Below are 25,085 nucleotides of genomic sequence, written 5' to 3'. Positions count from 1 at the left end.
TCACAAAAATACACGTAACAGTTTCGTTTGCAATACAAAATGTTGATTTCGTCGTAACTCCGGGTTTTATCGCTATTTTCCTCTCCCCGATCGGAGAGAGGAAAATAAGAAAAACCGATTACAGGATTTCCAGCAGCTCGACTTCAAACACCAGGGTGCTGAATGGCGGAATGGACGCGCCAGCGCCACGCTCGCCGTAAGCCAGGTTGTGCGGGATAGTGAGTTCCCATTTGGAACCTACTGGCATCAGGGTCAGGGCTTCGATCCAGCCTGCGATAACGCCGTTGACCGGGAATTCAGCCGGTTCGCCACGCGCGACGGAGCTGTCGAACACGGTACCGTCGATCAGCTTACCGGTGTAGTGTACGCGAACGTGGTCGGTACGCGCCGGGATTGCGCCATCACCCTGATTGATTACGCGGAACTGCAAGCCGGACTCGGTGCTGTTCACGCCTTCACGCTCACGGTTCTCTTCCAGATATTTCACGCCTTCTGCCGCCATCTCTTCGAAACGCGCGCGACGTACGGCGTCAGCACGTTCGTGGATTTCACGCAGCGCACGGTGCACAACGTCAACCGGCACAGCGGGCTGCTTGCCTTCCAGCGCGTCAGCGATACCCGCCACCAGCGCTTCCGGTAACAGACCTTCCAGGCCGGATTCGCTCAGCTGCTGTCCTACCTGCAAGCCGATGCCGTAGCTTGCCTGCGCTTCGATAGTGTCAAAAGTCGGGGTGGTCATGGGTTTTCCTTCCATCACATTTAAAGTAGCGGGCAGCATATCAGCCATGCCCTTATGGGTAAAACTTTGTCTTAAGTAAAGGTGACAAACTGCGACGAAACGGAAACAATAGTAGCCGTCAGGATTTTCCCTAATATATGTCACGAAAGCTGGCTTTGTTACGCCCATCAGGCAGTTAGCAAACTACACTTCTCAGGACAGGATAAAAAGACGCGGAGCAGGAGGAGAGCCATGCCCGGGCGATTTGAACTGAAACCTACCCTGGCGAAAATCTGGCATGCGCCGGATAACTTTCGCATCATGGACCCGCTGCCGCCTTTGCACCGCAGAGGCATTATTATCGGCGCGTTGCTGATCGTCATCGGCTTCCTGCTTCCTTCCGGCAGTGACAACGTTGATACCGCGCCGGTCAGCCGGAATGCTGTGCTGGATATCCAGTCGCAAAGCCAGCCGCAGCCTGATTCACAGCCGATGCAGACGCAGCTGGTCACACCGTCTAACGATCCGGGCCAGGTTGCACCGGTTGAACCTGAACCGGTTCAGGAAGATCAGGAGCAGGCCGCCGCCCCTTCAGAGCCACAGGCGCAACAGCCCACCGGCATTGAGCAGCAGTGGCGTTCGTATCGCGTAGAGCCTGGGAAAACTCTTGCCCAGCTGTTCCGCGACCACAATCTGCCAGCAACGGATGTGTATGCCATGGCGCAAGTCGAGGGGGCAGGCAAACCGCTCAGCAACCTGCAAAATGGTCAGATGGTGCAGATCCGCCAGAATGCCAGCGGGGTGGTGACCGGGCTAACGATCGATACCGGAAACGGGCAGCAGGTACTGTTTACCCGCCAGCCGGACGGCAGTTTCATCAGAGCACGTTAATGACCCAGGCCGGGTAAGGCGAAGCCGCCGCCCGGCACTTGTGTTCTCAGGCACGCCGTTTATTCACCCACCAGATCCCCGAGCAGACCAGCACCAGCGCAATCGCGTATTTGATGTCCAGAATGTTTTCGCCGAGGAAGATGGCCGAGAGCACCGTCCCTGCTACAGGTATGACAAAGTTGAACGGGGCAATCATACTCACGCGGTTTACTTTCAGCAGCGCGCTCCACAGGGCGAACGCCACGGATGAGAGCAGCGTCAGATACCCCAGCACGGCGACGGCTTTCATGCTGTGCACCTCCAGCGCCCCGCCCGTGGCATAGCCTCCCGCAACCAGTGCCGCCCCGCCTATCCCCAGCTGCCAGCCAGTCATCACCGTCGGGTCAACGGTCTGGGAAATGCGCTTCCCGTAAAGCGTGGCCGCAGAGAGAATAAAGGCGGCCAGCACCACAAATCCGTCACCTTTCCAGACAAACTGGAACTCACTTAACCCGCTGTGGAAGTTCACCAGCATAACCCCGGCAAAGCCCAGAACACATCCCAGCGTTTTGTTATAGCTGAGTTTGTCGTTGTGGTAGATAAAGTGCGCCAGCAGCACGCTGAAGAAGGTCCCGGTGGCATTCATGATGGAGCCGTTCACCCCGGTCGTGTAGGCCAGGCCGATATAAAAGAAGGTGTACTGGAGGGAGGTCTGCGTCAGTCCGAGGATCGTGAGCTGGCCAAACTGCGTGGGCGTGAGCCTGCCAATCGGCTTTCGCTGGGCCAGGGCAAAAAGCAGCAGCAACGCGCCGGCAAACAGAAAACGGTATCCGGCAAAGACGACTTTGGAGGGGATATCATCGGTCGCGATCTGAAAGAGTTCGTAGCCACTTTTAATGGCCGGGTACGAGCTTCCCCAAAGCAGACAGCAGAGCGTGGCGCAGGCATAGGCCACATTGCGACGGGCAAAGACGGGCGTGGGCAGAGCAGTATCCATGACAAATCTCATAAATAAAATTGCGTTTCAATTTATTATCAGAGAATGCGTCAGGAATAGCGACCTTACAAGAGCAAAAGATGACGCAGGGTCACGCTAAAAAGCAAAACGCCGGCACAAGGCCGGCGCTTCGACGCGAGCAGAGTAAAAAATTACTCAGCTACTACGTTAACAACCAGTTTAGCGAACACTTCGCTGTGAACCTGGAAGTCAACTTCGTGCTCACCAGTGGTACGCAGAACGCCGTTCGGCATACGAACTTCGCTCTTAGCCACTTTAACGCCTGCCGCAGTAACTGCATCAGCGATATCGCGGGTACCGATGGAACCGAACAGTTTACCTTCGTCGCCAGCTTTAGACGCGATAGTAACGGTGCCCAGTGCGTTGATTGCTTCAGCGCGAGCGTTAGCAGCCGCCAGAACGTCAGCCAGTTTGGCTTCCAGTTCAGCACGACGTGCTTCGAAAAACTCTACGTTTTTCTTAGTAGCTGGAACAGCTTTACCCTGTGGAACCAGGAAGTTACGAGCGTAACCCGCTTTAACGTTTACCTGATCACCCAGGCTGCCCAGGTTTGCTACTTTATCAAGCAGAATAACTTGCATTACCTTATCCTCTTAAAGTCGTATTAATGGACCGTGCCCGATTACTGATGACGATCAGTGTACGGCAGCAGAGACAGGTAGCGAGCGCGTTTGATAGCGCGAGCCAGCTGACGCTGATATTTTGCACGAGTACCGGTGATACGGCTTGGGACAATCTTACCGCTTTCGGTGATGTAGTTTTTCAGCGTTGCGATATCTTTATAGTCGATCTCTTGAACGCCTTCCGCGGTGAAACGGCAGAACTTGCGACGACGGAAATAACGTGCCATATGGCTAGTCTCCAGAATCTATCAAATCAATCTGCTCGGCATGCAGAACCATTTTGCTCAGGCCGTTCTTTGCCTTGTGGCAAGAAATGAACCCCTGAACGATTACTGCGCTACCGACCGTTAAACTGTGAGTAATGGCCTGGTTTTCGTGTCCGCTAATAATTACGGGCATTTGGCACCACGCCTGCCGGTGAAACCCGGCTTCCTCTTGCACAGAACGATGCTCAAGCACGAACTGGCAATGCGGAATTCCTGATGGGCTGACCTTTCGAAGGGGGGTCCTGCACACGGTGCCGGACAACACCAGACGGTTGGTCATCAGAAATTACTCTTCAGAATCCCCAGCATCAGAATCATCTGCGGTTTCGTTTGCGAAATCATCGCGACGCTCACGGCGCTCGTCTTTCGCTTTAACCATCGGAGATGCTTCGGTCACTGCGTGTTTGGTACGCATAACCATGCTGCGGATAACGGCATCGTTGAAGCGGAAGGTAGTTTCCAGCTCATCGATCACTTCCTGCGGAGCTTCAACGTTCATCAGAACGTAGTGTGCTTTGTGCAGTTTGTTGATCGGGTAAGCCAGCTGACGGCGGCCCCAGTCTTCCAGACGGTGGATCGTGCCTTCTGCACCAGTGATGGCAGCAGAGTAACGCTCGATCATGCCCGGAACCTGTTCGCTCTGGTCAGGGTGGACCATAAAAACGATTTCGTAATGACGCATCGAATTGCTCCTTACGGATTATTCAGCCTCCTGTCTGGGTCAGCCGAGGCCCGGGGAGGCAAGGAACGTGTTAAAGGTCGGCTGAAAAATTGACGCGTCATAATACTTGCGCCCCCCAGGAAACTCAAGCTGATTGCACAAATAATTCGCACAAAGGGTAAAGCTGTTCTAAGTGGGTGATTTAAAATCGCACTCATCAGAAGCGCTGTTTTTTTGAACAACACCATCAGAAATGGTCACCCATCGCAATCCGGGTAGCGATTACACTTTAATCAGAGACACGGAACAGAGAAGGAGAACATTACCCCGTATCACAGCACGCAGTCGTGGAGCGCATATCATGAAAAGAATCGCAATCGCCATTTTGGCTGCGCTTTTGCTCAGTGCAAACGCGATGGCAGCCATCAGAATAGACAGCCAACAGGCCAGAAACATGGATGATGTGCAGAGCTTAGGCGTTATTTACATCAATCATAACTTCGCCACTGAAAGTGAAGCAGATCAGGCGCTTAATGAAGAAACCGATGCGCAGGGCGCAAAATACTATCACGTCATGCTGACACGTGAGCCCGGCAGCAACGGTAATATGCACGCCAGTGCAGATATTTACCAGTAACGCTTTATCGCTAGCACCAGGAAAGCCAACGAAAATCAAAGCCATATATAATTTGCCCCCTGCCCGGGGCCTTTTTTATGAATGGCTCCGGAATACCACCGGTTACAACTGTTTCGGTATTCCAGAGCACTTATTCACTTCTGCCCGTAATAAGCATTCGGGCCATGCTTACGCATGAAATGCTTGTTCATCAGGTAATCATCAATGCCCTGAAGCTGTGGGTTAATGCCGCGCGCAATCCACGCCATTCTGGCCACCTCTTCCATCACCACCGCGTTATGCACGGCGTCATGCGCATCTTTACCCCAGGAGAACGGACCATGCTGGTACACCACAATACCCGGCGTATGCAGTGGTTCCGTCTCACCCAGCGTTTCGATAATGACCCTGCCGGTGTTAAGTTCGTACTCGCCTTCGACCTCAGCCTGCGTTAACGCTCGCGTGCAGGGAATATCGCCGAAGAAGTAATCTGCGTGCGTCGTACCCAAAGCAGGGATCGCCAGCCCGGCCTGTGCCCAGGCGGTGGCGTGCGTGGAATGGGTATGCACAACGCCCCCCAGAGACGGGTAACGCTGATACAGCGCCAGGTGGGTTGCCGTATCAGAAGAAGGGCGCCATTTGCCTTCAACGACGTGTCCTTCCAGGTCAACCACCACCATATCGTCCGCTTTCATGGCGTCATAGGCCACGCCGCTCGGCTTAATCACCACCAGCCCCTGCTCGCGATCGATGGCGCTTACGTTGCCCCAGGTAAACGTCACCAGTCCACAGCGCGGGAGATCCATATTGGCTTCATAGACCTGCTGTTTCAGCTTAAGCATGTTCCGCCTCCATCAGCCCTGCCCGCGCCATGCGCTCGCGCACCCAGTCCCGGGCTTTCGCCACTTCTGCCGCCGGGTCGTCCGCGGTTTCGCTCCACATCTCAATCAGGTAAGGCCCGCAATAACCTGTCTGTTTGAGCGTCTGGAAGCACCGTTCGAAATCCACCACCCCGGTGCCGAACGGTACGTTTTTAAACACGCCAGGACGGGTATCTTTAACGTGCACCGCCACGATATGCCCGATGCCCGCCTGAAGCTCCATCTGTACGTCGTTATCCCATGCCGACAGGTTTCCGATATCCGGATAAAGCTGGAACCATGGGTTGTTCAGATAGTGCGCATAGCCCAGCGCCTTGCTGATGGAGTTCATCAACGGATAATCCATGATCTCCATCGCCAGCGTCACCTGCGCACGGCTTGCCATCTCAACGCTCTCTTTCAGGCCCTCCCGGAAACGACGGCGCGTTTCATCGTTGGCTTCCTGATAGTAAACATCGTAACCCGCCAGTTGGATCACGCGGATGCCGACATCCTGTGCAAAGCGAATGGCTTTACGCATGATCTCCAGCCCTTCGGCGCGTACAGCATCATCTTCGCTGCCAAGCGGAAAACGACGATGAGCGCTCAGGCACATGGATGGCACGCGCACGCCGGTTTCGGCAATGGCGCTCACCAGCGCCAGACGCTGGTCGCGACGCCAGTCCAGGCGAGAAAGACGCTCGTCCGTCTCATCCACCGACATTTCGACAAAATCGAAACCCAGCTGCTTCGCCAGCTGCAACCGCTCCAGCCAGCACTCCCCCGCAGGGAGTGCCTTTTCATAGATGCCAAGCGGGACCTGTTTTGACAACATACCCGCTCCTTAACCCCAAAGCTGAGCGATTGAGCGTTTGAACTGACGCGCCGCTTCCACCGGAGACGCAGCATCACGAATGCTACGACCGGCAATAAAGACGTGAATCGGGATACCCTGGAACAGCGGCAGATCCTCCAGCGCCAGGCCACCGGTGACGGTCACTTTGAAGCCCATATCGGCCAGACGTTTGATCGCGCTGATATCGGCTTCGCCCCACGCCACGCCTGCGGCCTGCGCATCACGGCTACGGTGATAAACCACCTGCTGGATACCCGCTTCGCGCCACTCCTGCGCCTGCTCCCAGGTCCAGAAACCAGTCAGTTCAATCTGCACGTCGCCGTTGAACTCTTTCGCCACGTCCAGCGCGCCTTTCGCGGTGTTGATATCCGCACAGCAGATCACGGTGACCCAGTCGGCGTTGGCTTCAAAGCACATGCGAGAGAGGATTTTGCCCGCGTCGGCGATTTTGGCATCCGCCAGCACGATTTTATGCGGATAGAGCGCCTTCAGGTCACTAACCGCACGAACGCCTTCGCCCACGCACAGAATGGTGCCGACTTCGATGATGTCCACTTCTTCCGCAATCAGACGGGTGGTTTCGTAAGCGTGAGACAGAGTCTGGTTATCCAGCGCGACCTGCAACATTGGTAATGACATTTTCAATTCCTCTTAAACGGCCGCCGCAGTGGCGTTATCAATTAAATCCAGCACGTCCTGCGCGGTACGACAGGCGCGTAAACGGTCAAAATTAGCTTCATCATCAAACAGATTGACGATCTGCATGATCCCCACCTCCTGGTGGGTGTTGGCATTGACAGCCGCCATGGTGATCAGAATGTCGACCGGGTCGTTATCTTCGTGGTTGAACACCAGTGGTTTTTTCAACGTCACCAGCGCAAAACCGGTTTTCTTGACGCCCTCTTCGGGACGGCCATGCGGCATTGCCAGCCCCGGGGCAATCACAAAATAGGGTCCAAACTGCGCCACGCCATCCAGAATGGCCTGGTAATAACGCGGCTCGACAACGTCCGCCTTAACCAGCAGGTCCACGCCCAGCTTCACCGCTTCCTGCCAGGTGCTGGCTTCGGCCTGTAAAAGGATGGAGTTATTCTCTGCCAGCGAATCACGTAGTTTCATGTGGCATCCTTACTTCACGTCTTGTGGGAAGTGTTCTTTGATCACTTCCAGCAGCTTTGGCCCGAAATCCGCAGGCGACAGCATGTTGCGTACGCCTACCACGTATTTGTTGCCCGACACGCTAATCTCGCCGGCAATGTGCGTTGAGGCGATGATGATGTCCGCGCCGTTCAGTTCACTTTTGTATTCACCCACTGCGCAGCTGTTCACCGTGTGGTCAATGTTTGACTGGGTTAAAAACTGGTCCACTTTCATCTTCATGATCATGGAGCTACCTTGCCCATTGCCACACACAGCCAGGATACGTACGGTCATAATCGAAACTCCTTAATGAGCAGACACTTCTGCTGTTTGTTTTTCTGCATCTTCTTCAGCCCGCAGCGAACGGCCAGCGAAGAACATATAAGCCAGGGCAATCAGGATGATGACGGCCATAAAGACCAGCCCGACGGACGCAAAGCCCTGCATCATCGGCGGCGCCAGAATTGACCAGTCCGCCATGCCCATCCAGGCGCTCATGCCAGTGAGCTTGACCGCCCACACGCACCCGAAGATTTCAACCATGCCCATCACCAGGCAGATCTTGAGCGCTGCGCGCCATCCGCCGAAGTGGTTAGCAAACACGCCGATAGTGGCGTTGGAGAAGAACATCGGGATAAAGCCAGGAATAATCAGGATTGAGGAGCCACAGCCCACCAGGATGCCGACCGCAATCAGCTGGCCGATGGTGCCCCACATAAAGCCCCAGACGACGGCGTTTGGCGCAAAGCTATAGATAGCCGCACAGTCAATCGCCAGCACCGCGCCAGGGATCAGGCGCTGGGAGATGCCGTTAAACGCTTCCGACAGTTCGGCGACGAACATACGCACGCCCTGGGTGATGATGAAAATGGCCACCGCGAAGGAGAAACCGGTTTGCAGGATATAGACCGTCCAGTGGGTTTTACCCGCCATCGCCTGCACCACGTCAATGCCAAAGGAGAGCAGGATGGCACCGAAGAAGATGGTCATCACAATTGCCGTGGAGACGATGTTGTCGTGGAAGATATTCAGCCAGCCAGGCAATTTGAGGTCTTCAACACTCTCCTCTTTTTTGCCCAGGTACGGCGCAACTTTGTAAGCAATCCAGGAGGCGAACTGCTGCTGGTGACCGATGGAGAAGCCGCAGCCGTCCGTAACGTCCTGCGTTGGCTTATACATCATGTTGGAGGTGATGCCCCAGTAAAGCGAGACCAGTATTGCCGTGCAGATGACGGTGGTCCACATTGGGTAGCCGAAGATATAGAGAGAAACCGCAATCAGCCCCGCCTGCTGGAACATGATGTGCCCGGTGAGCATGATGGTGCGAATACCGGTGATGCGGCGCAGGAGCACGTAAATGATGTTCAGCGCCAGCGCGAGCAGTACCGCATACCCAACCCAGCTGTACGCATCCCCCATACGATCGATGGTGGCCATCATGGACGCGTAAGTGTCAGAGATGGCGCCGTTAATGCCGTACACCTCTGACATTTTGGCAACAACCGGCTTAAACGTGCTGGTCAGAATGCCAGACCCCGCCTGCAACAGCATAAAACCAATGATGGTTTTGATGGTGCCTTTGATAATCACGCTGACGCTTTTGCGCAGCAGGATGTACCCCAGGCACGTCACGATACCCAGCAACAGCGGGGCGTTGGTCATTACCTGATTAAAGAACACGGTAAAGACGTTGTAGAGGATCTCCATAACTCTCTCCAGAAAATGAGAACACGAGGGGCAATCCCTGTGTGGTTGGTGTCATCACTCTATTAATCACAAATAATCATCACAAGATTGCATTTGATTATTTGTGACGGATCACGCAATTTATTTCCATGGTATTAGTAATGATTTTCACTACCAATCCAAACAAATAAATAAATTCTTAAATTTCAATACATTAATCATTTATAATGGTTATCTTAACAACGTCATGAAGTTTTTTCTGTGAGGTGGCGAGGGGAATTTTCCGCAAATCAGCCATTGCAAATCGATTAAAACAGTGCCAGCATTAATCACAACAAGTCATATAGTGATTACTTTTGATTAAAACCAGGAGTCAAACGATGAGTAAAGTGAAAACCATCACCCGTGAATCATGGATTCTGAGTACCTTTCCGGAGTGGGGTAGCTGGCTGAACGAAGAGATCGAGCAGGAACAGGTTGCTCCTGGCACATTTGCGATGTGGTGGCTGGGCTGCACCGGGATCTGGCTGAAATCAGAAGGCGGCGCCAACATTTGTGTTGATTTCTGGTGCGGCACCGGCAAACAGAGCCACGGCAATCCACTGATGAAAAAAGGCCACCAGATGCAGCGTATGGCCGGCGTTGAAAAGCTCCAGCCGAACCTGCGCACCACGCCTTTCGTGCTGGATCCTTTTGCCATTCGTCAGATCGACGCCGTACTCTCTACCCACGATCACAACGATCATATCGACGTGAACGTGGCGGCAGCGGTAATGCAAAACTGCGCGGACGACGTACCGTTTATTGGGCCGCAGACCTGCGTGGATTTGTGGATTGGCTGGGGCGTGCCAAAAGAGCGCTGCATCGTGATGAAGCCGGGCGACGTAGTGAAAATCAAAGACATTGAAATTCACGCGCTGGATGCCTTTGACCGTACCGCGCTGATCACCCTGCCTGCCGACCAGAAAGCCGCAGGCGTACTGCCAGACGGGATGGATGAGCGCGCGGTGAACTACCTGTTCAAAACGCCCGGCGGTTCCCTGTATCACAGCGGTGACTCCCACTACTCCAACTATTACGCGAAGCACGGTAACGAGCATCAGATTGACGTGGCGCTTGGCTCTTACGGTGAAAACCCGCGCGGGATCACCGACAAAATGACCAGCGCAGACATGCTGCGTATGGCCGAAGCGCTGAACACCAAAGTGGTGATCCCGTTCCACCACGATATCTGGTCAAACTTCCAGGCCGATCCGCAAGAGATCCGCGTCCTGTGGGAGATGAAAAAAGACCGCCTCAAGTATGGCTTCAAGCCGTTCATCTGGCAGGTTGGCGGCAAGTTCACCTGGCCGCTGGATAAAGACAATCTTGAGTACCACTACCCGCGTGGTTTCGATGATTGCTTTACGATTGAACCCGATCTGCCGTTCAAATCCTTCCTCTGATTCTGAGGCCCAATCGCCAGACCTTGCGTCTGGCGATGTCATATTTATCTTAGTAATTTCACGCTATTTCAAATATCATCTTTTCAAATCAATTCTTATCGGAATAGCTCATGACGGAAGCGCAACGGCATCAAATTTTACTGGAACTCCTGGCGCAAACAGGGTTTATCACCGTCGAGAAAGTGATCGAACGTTTAGGGATCTCCCCCGCTACCGCGCGGCGGGACATTAACAAGCTGGATGAGAGCGGCAAGCTGAAAAAAGTCCGCAACGGTGCAGAGGCCATCAGCCAGCAGCGTCCACGCTGGACGCCGATGAACATCCACCAGGCGCAGAATCACGATGAAAAGGTGCGGATTGCCAGAGCGGCATCACAGCTGGTAAATCCTGGAGAAAGCGTGGTGATCAACTGCGGTTCGACGGCGTTTCTGCTGGGCCGTGAGATGTGCGGCAAGCCGGTGCAAATCATCACCAACTATTTGCCGCTGGCCAACTATCTCATTGACCAGGAACATGAAAGCGTGGTGATCATGGGCGGCCAGTATAACAAGAGCCAGTCCATCACCCTTAGCCCGCAGGACAGTGAAAACAGCCTCTACGCCGGGCACTGGATGTTTACCAGCGGCAAAGGTCTGACGGCGGATGGCCTGTATAAAACCGATATGCTCACCGCAATGGCAGAACAGAACATGCTTAACGTAGTGGGCAAACTGGTGGTGCTGGTCGACAGCAGCAAGGTCGGTGAACGCGCCGGCATGCTTTTCAGCCGCGCCGAGCAAATCAGCATGGTGATCACCGGCAAAAACGCCAACCCCGAGATCCTCAGCAAGCTGGAGGATCAGGGTGTCACAGTGCTGCGCGTTTAAAGGTGCTGACGGAAGAATTCCACGGTTGACTCCAGCGCGGCCGGGGTAATACGGTGCCGGACACCTGCTCCCCACAGGCAGGTCAGATTGCTGTCCAGCCCTTCACGCTGTAGCGCCTGTTGCAGGCGGAACGTTTCACCGGGCGGTACGACGTCATCGGCGTCCCCATGCCACAGAAGCAGCGGACGATCGGCCAGCTGCGAAAGCGCATGGCTGACGTCCCATTCAGACAACAGGGCCTCAATCTCCTGAGGGGCCTGAGGCGGGAACAGCGTCTTTGCCAGTGACGTAAAGTAGCCCGATCCCATCAGGCAAGCCACGGACGTCACCTCCGGATGCCTGGCCATGATCCCCAGCGCCGTCATTCCGCCCATTGATGCGCCTGCGACCGCCAGCCGTTTCCCCTCCACCAGCCCGGCCTGCAAGAGCGCGTCACGCAGCCCGGCGAACTCGGTCAGATTGCCGTGCAGCGTTTGCCAGAACAGCCCCAGCCGCGCCTGCTCATCGCCCGTAAAGCGTGCCCCATGATTCGGCGCATCAGGCATGACCACCCGGAAACCGGCCTGCGCCAGCGCGACGGCAAAATAGCTGTAGACCAGCTTCGAGGAGAGAAAGCCATGATAGAAAACTACCGTCGGCAGCGGCTGTTCACCTTTACCAGCCGAAAAAGCATGGATGATTTCATGCCCACTCAGCTGGCGAGTTTCAATTTCAATCATTGTCGATCCTGTGCTGATGAATGATTCATAATGTTGAGAGCTGGATTACGGTTTCACGATATTTTCATTCGAAATCTACGTCCCAGATAACACTTCGGGAACATTCCCCCAAAACTAAATTCGCAGACAACTACACTATGGCTATCAGGAAAAGAGACAGGTTTATGCGCAGGCTTACGGCTTTATTGCTGGTCTCACTGCTCAGCGGATGTTCCATATTGCAGGGTACGCCAGAACCGGCGCCGCCGGTTACCGATCATCCTCAGGAAATTCGTCGTAATCAGACGGAAGGATTACAACGCCTGGATACCGTATCCGCGATGGTTCGTGGTTCCCCGGATGATGCAGAAGACGCAATTGAAGCACAGGCAGTTGCCGCAAAAGCAGATTATTACGTCATCACGATGATTGATGAAACCATTATTACGGGACAGTGGTACGCCCAGGGAATTTTGTACCGTAAGTAAGCATCATCATTTGAACGACTTTTACACTGCTTTGCGTCCGTAGACATTTTCCTGTCCACAATAAACTCCATGCCAGCAACAATGGAAATGAGTTTATTCGCGAAGGATTGCCCGGCGGATACCGGAGACACGTGAAAAGGAGCTGACGATGAAACGAACCCTTGCTTTAACGACGCTATTGCTTTCAGCGGGCCTGCTGAGCACCACGGCGCAGTCGGCCGAATTTGCCAGCGCGGATTGCGTCACGGGCCTGAACGAGATTGGTCAGATCTCCGTCAATAATATCACGGGAAGTCCGCAAGACGTTGAACGTGTCGTCGCCCTGAAGGCCGATGAACAGGGCGCATCCTGGTATCGCATCGTCCAGATGCAGGAAGATAACCATGTTAATCACTGGCGCGTGCAGGCCATTCTTTATGCATAATCCCTTCCGATAAAAGCCACTTAATTTTAGTGGCTTTTCACTTTTGCAAATTTTTTATCCCTCCCGAAACTTAATAAAAACAAATAGGTAACATTCAGTTACATTAAACAGATAAACGTTCTCTTCGCTCTGCCGTTGAACAGCCATCACTTTTCAATAATGAGCAATTTATGATCACCTTTTTCCGCCGGGCAGGTCTGGGCACGAAGCTATCGCTGCTAACAGGTGCAAGTGTCGCCACGCTTTTTTTGCTGTTCACTTTTCTGTTGAGCCACAACGCCAGCCAGCAGCTTGAAGATCTTGCGGTTGAAGACCTGCATAACCAGTCCACCGGCATGGTGGATATGGTAGAGATGTTCAACACCAGCCTGAGCGAAGAGGTTGAAAGCTATACCCGTCTGTTCACCACCTTTTTGCCACAGCCGCTGAACAGCGACAGCAGCCAGAGCCGGACCATAAACGGGCTTACCGTTCCTCTGCTGAAAGGCGGCGAAACGGAGTTGCATGAAAACAATACGCTTTCTGATGACTTCCTGAGCCGAACGGGCGCCATCTCGACGCTGTTTGTCCGCAGCGGTAACGATTTTATCCGCGTGGCCACGTCGCTGCGCAAAGAGAATGGCGACCGCGCCATCGGAACCGTTCTTGATACCACCAGCCCGGCATTTGCGGCTGTCACCAAAGGGGAGGTCTATCGTGGCCTCGCGCTGCTGTTCGGCAAGCGCTATATCACGCAGTACCAGCCTGTTAAAAATGCGGAAGGCCAGGTTATCGGGATTATCTTTGTCGGCGTGGACATCACCCATTCGTGGAACGTCATGCGCGAGAAAATCCTTAACCGTCGTCTGGGCGAGAGCGGCCACTTCTTTGTACTGGATCGCAGCAGCGGCAAAACGCGCGGACAGTATCTGTTCCATGCCAGCGATGAGGGCAAACTGCCCAACTGGGACACGGCGACACAGCAGCAGCTTCTGAGTGATAAAGCCGGCACGCTGGAGCGCGTGAGCGCAGATGGCCGTACGCTCAAAGTTGCCTACACGCCGCTGCCGGGCTGGAACTGGACCATCGTGGGTGAAGTGGATAAAGCCGTACTGCTTTCAAGCGTCACCACGCTGCGCGATCGCTTCCTGATCGCGGGCGTGGTGCTATCCGCGCTCTTCGCGGGCCTGTTCGTTATCCTCATTCGCCGGATGCTAACCCGCCCACTGCGCGCAGTGATCGCGCTTGCACGGCAGTATGCCGCAGGCGATCTGCGCGCCAGCCTGCCGGTAACCCGCCAGGATGAGGTCGGCCAGCTGATTGATGCCATCAACGGGATCGGGGGCGGCCTGCAAAAAATTGTGTTGCAGGTCCGCGAGGCCGCAAGCGAAATCCATCTGGGGACTAACGCGCTGGCTTCAGATACCGGCGAGATCTCTGAACAGATCAACAAGCAGGCCAGCAGCGTTGAGGAGACCTCCGCCAGCATGGAGCAATTAGCCGCCACCGTGCAGCAAAATGCCGCCAACATGGAGCAAACGCAGCAGCTGGTGGGTGAAACCTCGCGCGCGGTGCATCAGGGTGGAGAGACGGTGACCCACGCAGTCTCCACCATGGATGATATTCGTGATGCATCGAAACGCATTGAAGACATCACCCGCGTGATTGAGTCCATCGCTTTCCAGACCAATATCCTGGCGCTCAATGCGGCGGTTGAAGCGGCGCGGGCGGGCGAGCACGGGAAAGGTTTCGCAGTGGTGGCGCAAGAGGTGCGCGCCCTGGCCGCACGCAGCGCCAATGCGGTAAAAGAGATTGAACAGTTGATTGGCGACACGCTGAACAAGGTGAGCGAAGGCCATGCGCTGTCTGAGCAGACGCGTCTGGCGATGGATGCCATCATTGTTCATATCGATAACATCAGCCAGCTTGTCACCGAGATCAACCACGCCTCCCGCGAGCAGTCTGCGGGGATTGGTCAGGTGAATCTGGCGATGACGCACATCGGTGAGGCATCGCACATCAATGCCGATCGCATCTCACGCAGCGAGCAGACGGCACAGACGCTGCGCGAGAAGGGTTCACATCTCACCCGGCTGGTGAGCCTGTTCCAGCTGAAAGCTTAACCGACCCGGCCCGTGGCACGCAGCAGCAGGTCGGTTTGCACTTGTTCGCTCATCAGCGTGCCGCCTCGGGTATCCAGCATCATGCGGCACCACGCCTGCGCCACGGGCGGCGATGCGTGCCGCAGCATCTGACTTCCGGCCCCGAGTAAAAAGAGCTGCCGCGCGATCTCCCTGCCCTGCGCTTCCTGCGGTTTACGCAGCTTCTGCTGTAGCTGCCGCCAGCTGCGATCGAAATGCCTGTCCTGGCCTTTGACCTGCGCGAAATCATCGGCGAGCAGGTCGAGAATACCCGACTGCTTCGCCAGCACGCGCAGTACATCCAGGCACATAATATTGCCAGAGCCTTCCCAGATGCTGTTGACGGGCATTTCACGGTACAACCGCGGAAGTTCACTCTCTTCGCAATAGCCTGCGCCGCCCAGCACCTCCATTGCCTCTGCCACAAACGGTATGCCCGCTTTGCAGACGCTGTATTTTGCCGCCGGAGTGAAAAGCCGCGCCCATGCGACCTCCTGCGGGTCGGTGCGGTTGTCCCACGCCCGGGCGAGTCGGAACAGCAGTGCCGTGTGTCCCTCCAGCACCAGCGCCATACGGCTTAGCACGTCGCGCATTAACGGCTGGTCGATCAGATTTTTGCCGAAGGTCTGCCGCTGATGGGCATGATAAAGCGCCACCGAGAGCGCACGGCGCATCAATCCGTGGCTGCCAAGCGCACAGTCAAAGCGCGTCAGCCCGCCCATCTTCAGAATTTGCCGGACACCTTCACCCTCTTCGCCCAGCAGCCAGCCGTAAGCATCAAGGAACTCAGCCTCACTGCTGGCATTTGAACGGTTACCGAGCTTGTCCTTCAGACGCTCAAGGCGCACGGCATTACGTTGCCCGTCGGGTAAAAAACGCGGAACAAAAAAGCAGGAAAGCCCGCCCTTCGCCTGCGCCAGCACCAGATGCGCATCGCTCTGCGGCACGGAGAAAAACCATTTGTGCCCCACCAGCCGGTAACTGCCATCACTGCATTTCTCTGCTTTGGTGGTATTACTGAGTACGTCCGAACCGCCCTGCTTTTCCGTCATCCCCATGCCGATCAGCAGGCCGCGCTTTTGCGCCCCCGGTGCGAGATGGGGATCGTAGCGATCGCTCATCAGCGGCGTTAACCAGTCGTGAAACGGTTTGGGCAGCGACTGTAGCAACAGCGGCGTGGCGGCGAAGGTCATGGTCACCGGGCATAGCGTTCCCGCCTCCACCTGTGCATGAAGCACAAAACGCGCGGCCCGGGCGACGAACGATCCTTTCCGCGCCTCCTCCTCCCACGCCAGGTTGTGCACCCGGTTGGCGCAAAGCCCCTGCATCAGAAGATGCCATGCCGGATGAAAGCGGACGTCATCCAGCCTCGCTCCCGTGGCGTCATAACGCAGCAGTTCCGGCGGATTAACGTTCGCCAGCCTGCCCAGCTCCAGCGACTCCGCCGTACCCAACTGCTGTCCGATGCTGGCAAGAAGATCCACATCCCACTCAGCCCCTTCGCGCGCTACCGCATCGCGCAGGGCGCAATCAGAGAGAAAAAGGTTGCTGTTCGATAGCGGTGCAGGTTGATTAAAAACGGTATGTGTCTGCCAGTGCATGCTGTCTCCCTCCTTTCATTGGCAATAAAGGTAAGTATGGACAGAGGGCATGCACGCTGCATGGGAGGGGGGTCACACGATGACGATCGTGTTGATATCATTCGTGAAATAGCTCACAGAACATAAGAATAAACTATTTCATTACTTCACCAATGCTGAATAATTTATTCTTACCCCGTTTATGTGAGGATCGTTATGCAACAGGATGCGCACAAGCGTGCATTAATTGCAGGCTCCATCGGTAATTTCATCGAGTGGTATGAATTTGCGGTCTACGGTTTTCTGGCAACGGTGATTGCCAGAAACTTCTTCCAGCTTGAGGGGGAAGCGGAGCTCACCAGCCTGATCCTCACCTGGGCCTCGTTCGCCATCGCTTTCTTCTTCCGTCCGCTGGGTGCGGTGGTCTTTGGCCGCATTGGCGACAGGATTGGCCGCAAACCGACGCTGATTATAGTGCTGGTATTGATGACGCTCGCCACCGCTGCCATCGGTATTGTGCCGGTCTACGCCAGTATCGGGATTGCCGCGCCGCTGATCGTTACGCTCCTGCGTATTCTGCAAGGACTGTTCGCGGGCGGTGAGTATGGCGGTGCGGTCTCATTGATGACGGAGTTCGCCCCGCGCGGCAAGCGCGGTCTTTACGGGGCATGGCAGTCCTTTACCGTGGCGCTCGGGCTGTTAGCGGGCGCAGGCATTGTCGCGTTGCTCTCTGCCCTGCTCTCCCCTGAAGCCTTGCACGACTGGGGCTGGCGCATTCCGTTCTTCCTGGCGCTGCCGATGGGTGCGGTCGCGCTATGGCTGCGGGTGAGCATGGAAGAGACGCCGAGCTTTGTGCAGCAACGGGAAAAACCGGTTGTTACTCAGGCCAGCACCGCCGCCACGTTCAAAACCATCCTGATGGGCATTGGCCGCGTGATGGTCTGGTCTGCGGCGGGTTATACCTATCTGGTGATTATGCCGACCTATCTGCAATCTGCGCTGCACACCGGTTTTAACCAGGCGTTACTGATTGCGGTGATTTCTAACATTGGGTTTGCGCTCACGATCATTCCGTCGGGCATGCTGAGCGACAGGATCGGGCGGCGCACGGTGATGATTATCGCCACCGTGCTCCTGCTGATCCTCGCCCTGCCGCTGCTGAAAATTTTGCAGGCGGAATCCAGTACGCTGGCAGTCAAAGCGATTGTGGTGCTGATTGCGGGGGGTCTGGTTGGGATGCTGGCAGGGCCGGGGCCGGCAATGCTGTCTGAGATGTTCCCGACGCGCGTGCGTTATACCGGGCTGGGGCTGGCCTATTCTCTGTCGAATGCGATCTTCTCGGGCTGTGCGGGGCTGATCATTACCGGGCTGATTAAAGAGACGGGCAATCTGGATATTCCGGCGTACTACGTGATGGCAACGGCGGTGGTGAGTATTTTCGCGCTGATGACGCTGAGAAAGGATGACCATTTACGGTCGTTAGAGGAGTGAGATTGTTGCCCGGTGGCGCTACGCTTACCGGGCCTACGGTACCATGCTTTTGTAGGCCGGGTAAGGCGAAGCCGCCACCCGGCACAACAGGCTACCCGCGCTGACGCACCGCTTCAAACAGGCAGATACCCGTCGCAACGGAAACGTTCAGGGACGATACGCTGCCCGCCATTGGGATGCTGATCAGCTCATCGCAGTGCTCGCGCGTCAGACGACGCATACCTTCGCCTTCCGCTCCCATCACCAGCGCCATACGGCCGGTCATTTTGCTCTGGTACAGGGTGTGATCCGCTTCACCGGCTGTTCCTACGATCCAGATATTTTCTTCCTGCAACAGACGCATGGTGCGCGCCAGGTTAGTCACGCGGATTAACGGGACGTTTTCCGCCGCGCCGCAGGCGACTTTTTTAGCGGTAGCGTTAAGCTGCGCGGAGCGATCTTTTGGCACAATCACCGCATGCACGCCTGCTGCATCGGCGCTACGCAGGCACGCGCCCAGGTTATGTGGGTCGGTTACGCCATCGAGGATCAGGAAGAACGGGTTCTCCAGCCCGGCGATCAGATCCGGCAGATCGTTCTCCTGATACTGACGGCCTGGCTTCACGCGCGCGATAATACCCTGGTGTACAGCACCTTCGCTTTTTTCATCCAGATACTGGCGGTTCGCCAGCTGGATCACTACGCCCTGCGCTTCCAGCGCGTGGATCAGCGGCATCAGACGTTTATCTTCACGCCCTTTCAGAATAAAAACTTCCTGAAAACGCTCCGGCGCGCGCTCCAGCAGGGCCTGCACCGCGTGGATGCCGTAAATCATTTCACTCATTGATGGTTCTCGTAATAAATATTTTCCCTCTCCCGTTGGGGAGAGGGTCAGGGTGAGGGGAAATTACTCCGCCTGCTGTTTCTTCGCCGCGCGCTTCGCTTTGGTCGCGGCCGCTATTTTTTGGGTCTTGGTCGACGGTTTTTTCGCTTTACGAGCGTCTTTTTTCGCCGCCTTGGGCTTCTGTTTCTTCTCGCCACGGAAAGCACTGTCTGGCTCAAAGTTTACTCTTTTACCTGCCTGACGTCGCTTACCGCCCGCTTTACCGTTACCGCCTTTTTTCGCTTTCTCACGCTCGGTTTTGCCGACGTTACGCGGAGCACGCTCGCTGGAGATGAGGCTGAAGTCGATTTTACGGTCGTCCATATTCACGGCTTCAACCTTCACTTCCACCCGATCGCCCAGACGGTAGGTCTGGCCGCCGGATTCGCCGATCAGACGTTGTCCGACCTGGTCGAAGCGGTAGTAATCGTTATCGAGGCTGGAAACGTGCACCAGACCGTCGATAAACAGCTCATCCAGACGCACGAAGAAGCCAAAGCCGGTGACGCTGGCAATCACGCCTTTAAAGACGTTACCCACCTGATCCAGCATAAAGTCACACTTCAGCCAGTCCGCCACGTCGCGCGTCGCTTCATCCGCACGACGCTCGGTCATGGAACAATGCTGGCCCAGTTGCAACATCTCGTCCATGGAGTAGTGATACCCTCCGGTTTCGGTCGTGTTGCCTTTATGACCCTGCTCGTGCGCCAGCAGATACTTGATCGCACGGTGCAGGGACAGATCCGGATAACGGCGGATCGGCGAGGTAAAGTGCGCGTACGACTGTAACGCCAGACCAAAGTGGCCCCGGTTTTCAGGATCGTAAATCGCCTGCTTCATGGAGCGCAGCAGCATGGTTTGCAGCATTTCCGCGTCAGGACGATCGCTGATGGATTCCAGCAGCTCGGCGTAATCGCGTGGCTCAGGCTTATTACCGCCAGGCAGCTCCAGGCCGAGTTCAGCCAGCACGGAGCGGAACGAGGTTACGGCCTCCGTGGTTGGCTTGTCGTGAATACGGAACAGCGCAGGCTCTTTGGCTTTCTCAACGAAACGTGCCGCCGAGATGTTCGCCAGGATCATACACTCTTCAATCAGCTTGTGCGCATCGTTACGCTGAGTCTGTTCGATACGCTCGATACGACGCTCAGCGTTAAAGATAAACTTCGCCTCTTCACTCTCAAACGAGATCCCACCGCGCTCTTCGCGCGCCTGATCCAGCGTTTTGTAGAGGTTGTGCAGCTCTTCGATGTGTTTGACCAGCGGCGCGTACTGTTCGCGAAGATCCTGATCGCCCTGCAACATATGCCAGACCTTGGTATAGGTCAGGCGCGCATGAGAACTCATCACCGCTTCGTAGAACTTATAGCCCGTCAGACGTCCCTTGCTGGAGATGGTCATTTCGCAGACCATACACAGGCGGTCCACCTGCGGGTTGAGGGAACACAGGCCGTTGGAGAGCACTTCTGGCAGCATCGGTACAACCTGCGACGGGAAGTAGACCGACGTACCGCGGCTGCGCGCTTCGTTATCCAGCGGCGTGTGCGGACGCACGTAATAGCTCACATCCGCGATAGCCACCCACAGACGCCAGCCGCCACCGCGTTTTTTCTCGCAATATACGGCATCATCGAAGTCACGGGCGTCTTCACCATCAATGGTGACCAGCGGCAGATCGCGCAGATCCACGCGGCCTGCTTTGGACTCTTCCGGCACTTCTTCACGCAGGTTTTCAATCTGATCTTCAACCGCTTTCGGCCAGACATACGGAATTTCATGGGTACGCAGCGCCATATCGACGGCCATGCCGGTGCCCATGTTATCGCCCAGCACTTCGACGATTTTACCCACCGCTTTGGTGCGACGGGTTGGGCGCTGGGTGAGTTCCACCACCACCACAAAGCCCATGCGTGCGCCCATCACCTCTTCAGGCGGGATGAGAATGTCGAAGCTCAGACGGCTGTCATCCGGCACCACAAAGCCTACGCCCGCATCGGTAAAGTAACGGCCCACAATCTGGCTGGTTTTCGGCACCAGCACGCGGACCACGCGCGCTTCGCGGCGGCCTTTACGGTCTGCACCCAGCGGCTGCGCCAGGATCTGGTCGCCGTGAATACACATCTTCATCTGTTCGGATGAGAGGTACAGGTCGTCTTTACGGCCTTCCACGCGCAGGAAGCCGAAGCCATCGCGATGACCAATAACGGTGCCTTTCAGCAGGTCGAGGCGTTCTGGCAGCGCGTAGCACTGGCGACGAGTAAAGACAAGTTGCCCGTCACGTTCCATGGCGCGCAGGCGGCGGCGAAGGGCTTCAATTTGCTCTTCACCTTCAATGTTCAGTTCAACGGCAAGTTCTTCACGATTGGCGGGTTTTTCGCGTTTTGTTAAGTGTTCAATGATGAACTCGCGGCTGGGGATAGGATTCGCGTATTTTTCGGCTTCGCGTTCCTGGAAAGGATCTTGTGACATGTCGGTTCCTCCGTTGTCAGCTCCGGTGGAAATTTTCTTCATTCCACCAGCAATAATTTATAAAGCGGTTGATTCTCTTCAACCAAATCGGCCAGCGTGTAGTTATCCAGTTCCTTGAGAAAACTTTGCACGGCCTTTGAAAGCGCCTGTTTCAGGCGGCAAGCGGGCGTAATGTGGCAGAACGCGCTGCTACAGTTCACCAGAGAGAGCGGCTCCAGTTCACGTACCACATCGCCAATACGGATACTCTGCGCCGGTTTACCGAGACGGATCCCTCCATTCTTCCCGCGGACGGCAGCAACGTATCCGGCACGACTAAGTTGATTGATTATTTTGACCATATGATTACGGGACACACCGTACACCTCTGTGACTTCAGAGATGCTGGTCATCTTCCCATCGGGTAACGACGCCATGTAAATCAGCGCGCGTAAGCCGTAATCGGTGAAACTTGTTAACTGCACATCAACCTCAGGAAAAAGGGAAAACGCGGTCAAACCGCAGAGATATTCATTAATGATGATAAACCAGCCAGATAGTTAGCGGCTAATTTATTTGACAGACGGGGCGAAAAAGCGGAGATCCAGGAGCGGTCGCCGGATGGCGCTGCGCTTATCCGGCCTACGGGTTTCCCCGCAGGCCAGCAGTCACGAAGATTATGCGTCGAACGGGTCGCGCAGGATCATCGTTTCAGTACGATCCGGGCCGGTAGAAATAATATCGATCGGCACTTCGGTCAGTTCTTCAATGCGCTTGATGTAGTCCAGCGCGGCTTTTGGCAGGCCACTACGCTCTTTCACACCAAATGTGGTCTCAGACCAGCCCGGCATAGTTTCGTAGATTGGCTCAATGCCTTCCCAGTCGTCAGCAGCCAGCGGAGTGGTGGTCACCTCGCGGCCATCAGGCATACGGTAGCCTACGCAGATTTTTACTTCTTTCAGGCCGTCCAGTACGTCCAGCTTGGTCAGGCAGAAGCCAGACAGGGAGTTGATCTGCACTGCACGACGCACTGCGACCGCATCCAGCCAGCCGGTACGACGACGACGACCGGTGGTCGCGCCAAACTCGTTACCCTGCTTGCACAGGAACTCGCCAGTTTCATCAAACAGTTCGGTCGGGAACGGACCCGCACCCACGCGAGTGGAGTACGCTTTGATGATACCCAGAACGTAATCCACATAACGCGGGCCCAGACCGGAGCCGGTTGCCACGCCACCCGCGGTGGTGTTAGAGGACGTTACGTACGGATAGGTACCGTGGTCGATGTCCAGCAGCGTACCCTGCGCACCTTCAAACATGACGAAATCGCCACGCTTGCGCGCCTGGTCCAGCAGATCGGACACATCAACAACCATACCGGTCAGAATATCAGCAATCGCCATGACGTCATCCAGCACTTTCTGGTAGTCAACGGCTTCGGCTTTGTAGAAGTTCACCAGCTGGAAGTTGTGATATTCCATCACTTCTTTCAGTTTTTCAGCGAAGGTCGCTTTGTCGAAGAGGTCACCCACGCGCAGACCGCGACGAGCCACTTTATCTTCGTAAGCGGGGCCGATACCACGACCGGTGGTGCCGATCGCTTTCGCGCCACGCGCTTTTTCACGCGCCACGTCCAGCGCCACATGATAATCCAGGATCAGCGGGCAGGCTTCGGAGAGCAGCAGACGCTCACGAACAGGGATACCACGGTCTTCCAGACCTTTCATCTCTTTCATCAGCGCAGCGGGAGACAGCACAACGCCGTTACCGATGATGCTGGTGACGTTTTCGCGAAGAATGCCTGATGGAATAAGATGGAGGACGGTTTTTTCACCGTTGATTACGAGAGTATGGCCCGCGTTGTGACCGCCCTGGTAGCGTACAACATATTTGGCCCGTTCAGTCAGAAGATCAACAATCTTCCCTTTACCTTCGTCACCCCATTGGGTGCCCAGTACGACGACGTTGTTACCCATTTTTTCAAAATCACCGTTTGCTTAAAAATGGATTCTACCATCGCTTTTTCAGATATACAGCACTTTTTGACCCTAAAATATGCCAATTGCGGTTAGTTTTTGATCAGCCAATCGTTTTCCTCAACATGTAGTAGATAACGATACCGGCAACCACAAGACCACCGCCAAAACGACGCAAAATATTGTCCGGGAGTTGGCTCATTGTCGCGATCATCCGGCGCCATGCGCGCGGATAGAGCATCGGGCCGAGGCCTTCCAGCACCAAACAAGGGCCAGTGCGAGCCAGATCGTGGAGTTCATTTTTCATCCTTATAAAAGAAAACCACCGCTCCGTGAAGAGCGGTGGTTTGAATACTCAAACGAGCCTGAGTTTATCGCGTTGCGTTGGTCGGCGTCTTCATATAACGGAAGAAATCGCTGTCCGGGCTGAGCACCATCACATCCTGGTTGCTCTTGAAGCTATTCTCGTAAGCGCGAAGGCTACGGATGAAGGCATAGAAGTCTGGATCCTGGCTGAATGCATCAGCAAACAGTTTCGCCGCTTCGGCATCACCTTCACCGCGCAGGATACGACCCTGGCGCTCAGATTCCGCCAGCGTCTTGGTGACTTCATAGTCCGCTGCCGCGCGCAGTTTTTCCGCTTCTTCCTGACCCTGTGAACGGTGACGACGGGCTACCGCTTCACGCTCGGCGCGCATACGGTTGTAGATCGCCTCGGACACTTCCGCTGGCAGGTTGATCTGCTTGATGCGCACGTCAACCACTTCGATGCCCAGTGCCGCCATACTGTTCGGGTTGATCACCGGCACTTTACCGTTGGTTTCAGCCTGAACACGTTCAGCCGCTTTGGCAATCGCATCGTCTGCCGCCGGGGTTTCAACTTCATCTTCGGTGCCCGCAGAGCCGGAGTTCAGCGCATCACGCACTTCCAGCGTCAGACGACCACGGGAGTCGGTCACGATGTCTTTCACATCCAGACGACCAATTTCGGAACGCAGACGGTCAGAGAACTTACGTTTCAGCAGCACTTCTGCCTGAGAAACGTCGCCACCCCCGGTTGCCAGGAAGTAGCGGCTGAAATCGCTGATGCGCCATTTGATATAGGAATCAACGATCAGGTCTTTCTTCTCTTTGGTCACGAAACGATCGGCCTGGTTATCCATGGTCTGGATACGCGCATCGAGCGTTTTCACTGACTGAATGAACGGGATCTTAAAGTGCAGACCCGGCTCATAAATCACCGGACGCTTGTCGCCGTCACGCACGACGCTGCTGAACTGGAACTTGATCCCACGTTCGCCCTCTTTCACCACAAAGATGGAGGTGTAGAGCACGACCAGTACGATGATGATGATCGCAATAACTGACTTACGCAT

General features: G+C 55.4%; 27 protein-coding genes and 1 pseudogene. 8 read left to right on the top strand and 20 right to left on the bottom strand.

Annotated features, from left to right (window positions below):
* Positions 1-118: 118 nt before the first annotated feature.
* A complete protein-coding gene (gene fklB / locus KTH07_RS23140; protein ID WP_008502892.1) occupies positions 119-739 on the bottom strand; it encodes an FKBP-type peptidyl-prolyl cis-trans isomerase in 621 nt (206 codons plus the stop codon).
* 231 nt (positions 740-970) lie between these two features.
* On the opposite strand from fklB, the gene KTH07_RS23135 reads away from it, so the two are divergent.
* Positions 971-1,609 carry an OapA family protein gene (locus tag KTH07_RS23135; protein WP_017694664.1) on the top strand — a complete coding sequence of 213 codons (639 nt, stop codon included), beginning with the start codon at positions 971-973 and terminating at the stop codon, positions 1,607-1,609.
* A 46-nt stretch (positions 1,610-1,655) separates the two neighbouring features.
* Here the strand turns inward: KTH07_RS23135 and KTH07_RS23130 are convergent, their stop codons facing one another.
* The 5 genes from KTH07_RS23130 to rpsF form a co-directional block, all read right to left on the bottom strand.
* Positions 1,656-2,585 (bottom strand): DMT family transporter, encoded by a 930-nt coding sequence (locus tag KTH07_RS23130; RefSeq protein WP_063162001.1) that lies wholly within the window; start codon positions 2,583-2,585, stop codon positions 1,656-1,658.
* 152 nt (positions 2,586-2,737) lie between these two features.
* Complete coding sequence (gene rplI, locus KTH07_RS23125) at positions 2,738-3,187, bottom strand: 50S ribosomal protein L9 (protein ID WP_006810372.1); 450 nt, start codon at positions 3,185-3,187, stop codon at positions 2,738-2,740.
* A gap of 41 nt (positions 3,188-3,228) precedes the next feature.
* Positions 3,229-3,456, bottom strand: coding sequence for a 30S ribosomal protein S18 (gene rpsR, locus KTH07_RS23120; RefSeq protein WP_000135199.1), 228 nt, complete (start codon positions 3,454-3,456; stop codon positions 3,229-3,231).
* Positions 3,457-3,460: 4 nt separating this feature from the next.
* Positions 3,461-3,775, bottom strand: a complete 315-nt coding sequence (gene priB / locus KTH07_RS23115) for a primosomal replication protein N (protein WP_003856035.1) — start codon at positions 3,773-3,775, stop codon at positions 3,461-3,463.
* A 6-nt stretch (positions 3,776-3,781) separates the two neighbouring features.
* Positions 3,782-4,177 carry a 30S ribosomal protein S6 gene (gene rpsF / locus KTH07_RS23110; protein WP_003856034.1) on the bottom strand — a complete coding sequence of 132 codons (396 nt, stop codon included), beginning with the start codon at positions 4,175-4,177 and terminating at the stop codon, positions 3,782-3,784.
* Between the two features lie 340 nt (positions 4,178-4,517).
* Here rpsF and yjfY point away from each other — a divergent pair, with 340 nt between their 5' ends.
* Positions 4,518-4,793, top strand: coding sequence for a DUF1471 family protein YjfY (yjfY, locus tag KTH07_RS23105; protein WP_017383944.1), 276 nt, complete (start codon positions 4,518-4,520; stop codon positions 4,791-4,793).
* 134 nt (positions 4,794-4,927) lie between these two features.
* On the opposite strand, the gene KTH07_RS23100 is transcribed toward yjfY, so the two are convergent.
* Genes KTH07_RS23100 through ulaA form a run of 6 tightly spaced genes read right to left on the bottom strand, consistent with a single transcriptional unit; the run spans position 4,928 to position 9,335 of the window.
* Complete coding sequence (locus KTH07_RS23100) at positions 4,928-5,614, bottom strand: L-ribulose-5-phosphate 4-epimerase (RefSeq protein WP_032620832.1); 687 nt, start codon at positions 5,612-5,614, stop codon at positions 4,928-4,930.
* The gene (locus tag KTH07_RS23095) at positions 5,607-6,467 is read right to left on the bottom strand and encodes an L-ribulose-5-phosphate 3-epimerase (protein WP_015572478.1); all 861 of its coding nucleotides are present in this window, start codon (positions 6,465-6,467) and stop codon (positions 5,607-5,609) included. The genes KTH07_RS23100 and KTH07_RS23095 overlap by 8 nt, the downstream gene beginning before the upstream one ends.
* A 9-nt stretch (positions 6,468-6,476) precedes the next feature.
* Complete coding sequence (gene ulaD, locus KTH07_RS23090; protein WP_017383946.1) at positions 6,477-7,127, bottom strand: 3-keto-L-gulonate-6-phosphate decarboxylase UlaD; 651 nt, start codon at positions 7,125-7,127, stop codon at positions 6,477-6,479.
* Positions 7,128-7,139: 12 nt separating this feature from the next.
* The gene (gene ulaC, locus KTH07_RS23085; protein WP_032620829.1) at positions 7,140-7,607 is read right to left on the bottom strand and encodes a PTS ascorbate transporter subunit IIA; all 468 of its coding nucleotides are present in this window, start codon (positions 7,605-7,607) and stop codon (positions 7,140-7,142) included.
* Positions 7,608-7,616: 9 nt separating this feature from the next.
* Entirely contained in the window at positions 7,617-7,922 is a 306-nt protein-coding gene (gene ulaB / locus KTH07_RS23080) for a PTS ascorbate transporter subunit IIB (protein WP_003856022.1), read from the bottom strand.
* Positions 7,923-7,934: 12 nt separating this feature from the next.
* The gene (gene ulaA / locus KTH07_RS23075) at positions 7,935-9,335 is read right to left on the bottom strand and encodes a PTS ascorbate transporter subunit IIC (RefSeq protein WP_015572475.1); all 1,401 of its coding nucleotides are present in this window, start codon (positions 9,333-9,335) and stop codon (positions 7,935-7,937) included.
* Between the two features lie 359 nt (positions 9,336-9,694).
* Between ulaA and ulaG the strand changes: the two genes are divergently transcribed.
* Both ulaG and ulaR read left to right on the top strand, forming a co-directional pair.
* Positions 9,695-10,759, top strand: coding sequence for an L-ascorbate 6-phosphate lactonase (gene ulaG, locus KTH07_RS23070; protein WP_006810379.1), 1,065 nt, complete (start codon positions 9,695-9,697; stop codon positions 10,757-10,759).
* A gap of 110 nt (positions 10,760-10,869) precedes the next feature.
* Positions 10,870-11,625 (top strand): HTH-type transcriptional regulator UlaR, encoded by a 756-nt coding sequence (ulaR, locus tag KTH07_RS23065; protein WP_003856014.1) that lies wholly within the window; start codon positions 10,870-10,872, stop codon positions 11,623-11,625.
* Here ulaR and yjfP read toward each other — a convergent pair.
* Positions 11,622-12,344 carry an esterase gene (gene yjfP, locus KTH07_RS23060; RefSeq protein ID WP_023302960.1) on the bottom strand — a complete coding sequence of 241 codons (723 nt, stop codon included), beginning with the start codon at positions 12,342-12,344 and terminating at the stop codon, positions 11,622-11,624. The genes ulaR and yjfP overlap by 4 nt on opposite strands.
* Before the next feature lie 137 nt (positions 12,345-12,481).
* On the opposite strand from yjfP, the gene bsmA reads away from it, so the two are divergent.
* The 3 genes from bsmA to KTH07_RS23045 all read left to right on the top strand — a co-directional run bounded on the left by bsmA (position 12,482) and on the right by KTH07_RS23045 (position 15,337).
* Complete coding sequence (gene bsmA / locus KTH07_RS23055; protein ID WP_032620827.1) at positions 12,482-12,811, top strand: biofilm peroxide resistance protein BsmA; 330 nt, start codon at positions 12,482-12,484, stop codon at positions 12,809-12,811.
* Between the two features lie 148 nt (positions 12,812-12,959).
* A complete protein-coding gene (yjfN, locus tag KTH07_RS23050) occupies positions 12,960-13,235 on the top strand; it encodes a DUF1471 family protease activator YjfN (RefSeq protein ID WP_017694671.1) in 276 nt (91 codons plus the stop codon).
* Between the two features lie 170 nt (positions 13,236-13,405).
* Positions 13,406-15,337, top strand: coding sequence for a methyl-accepting chemotaxis protein (locus KTH07_RS23045; RefSeq protein WP_023302959.1), 1,932 nt, complete (start codon positions 13,406-13,408; stop codon positions 15,335-15,337).
* Here KTH07_RS23045 and KTH07_RS23040 read toward each other — a convergent pair.
* A complete protein-coding gene (locus KTH07_RS23040; RefSeq protein ID WP_023302958.1) occupies positions 15,334-16,956 on the bottom strand; it encodes an isovaleryl-CoA dehydrogenase in 1,623 nt (540 codons plus the stop codon). The genes KTH07_RS23045 and KTH07_RS23040 overlap by 4 nt on opposite strands.
* Positions 16,957-17,151: 195 nt before the next feature.
* Here KTH07_RS23040 and KTH07_RS23035 point away from each other — a divergent pair, with 195 nt between their 5' ends.
* Positions 17,152-18,426, top strand: a complete 1,275-nt coding sequence (locus KTH07_RS23035; RefSeq protein ID WP_015572471.1) for an MFS transporter — start codon at positions 17,152-17,154, stop codon at positions 18,424-18,426.
* Between the two features lie 91 nt (positions 18,427-18,517).
* On the opposite strand, the gene rlmB is transcribed toward KTH07_RS23035, so the two are convergent.
* The 6 genes and pseudogenes from rlmB to hflC form a co-directional block, all read right to left on the bottom strand.
* Positions 18,518-19,249 carry a 23S rRNA (guanosine(2251)-2'-O)-methyltransferase RlmB gene (gene rlmB, locus KTH07_RS23030; RefSeq protein ID WP_015572470.1) on the bottom strand — a complete coding sequence of 244 codons (732 nt, stop codon included), beginning with the start codon at positions 19,247-19,249 and terminating at the stop codon, positions 18,518-18,520.
* A gap of 63 nt (positions 19,250-19,312) precedes the next feature.
* A complete protein-coding gene (gene rnr, locus KTH07_RS23025; protein ID WP_023295804.1) occupies positions 19,313-21,754 on the bottom strand; it encodes a ribonuclease R in 2,442 nt (813 codons plus the stop codon).
* Between the two features lie 38 nt (positions 21,755-21,792).
* A complete protein-coding gene (gene nsrR / locus KTH07_RS23020; RefSeq protein ID WP_003855998.1) occupies positions 21,793-22,218 on the bottom strand; it encodes a nitric oxide-sensing transcriptional repressor NsrR in 426 nt (141 codons plus the stop codon).
* 192 nt (positions 22,219-22,410) lie between these two features.
* Complete coding sequence (locus tag KTH07_RS23015) at positions 22,411-23,709, bottom strand: adenylosuccinate synthase (RefSeq protein ID WP_003855997.1); 1,299 nt, start codon at positions 23,707-23,709, stop codon at positions 22,411-22,413.
* 103 nt (positions 23,710-23,812) lie between these two features.
* Positions 23,813-24,009: pseudogene (locus tag KTH07_RS23010) on the bottom strand (DUF2065 domain-containing protein).
* A gap of 71 nt (positions 24,010-24,080) precedes the next feature.
* Complete coding sequence (gene hflC / locus KTH07_RS23005; protein ID WP_003855994.1) at positions 24,081-25,085, bottom strand: protease modulator HflC; 1,005 nt, start codon at positions 25,083-25,085, stop codon at positions 24,081-24,083.

It is taken from the genome of Enterobacter cloacae complex sp. ECL72, from assembly GCF_019056635.1.
Taxonomy (GTDB): Bacteria; Pseudomonadota; Gammaproteobacteria; order Enterobacterales; family Enterobacteriaceae; genus Enterobacter; species Enterobacter hormaechei_C.
Note: the sequence above shows the minus strand (reverse complement) of the source record. Positions and strands in the feature narration are given on the sequence as shown.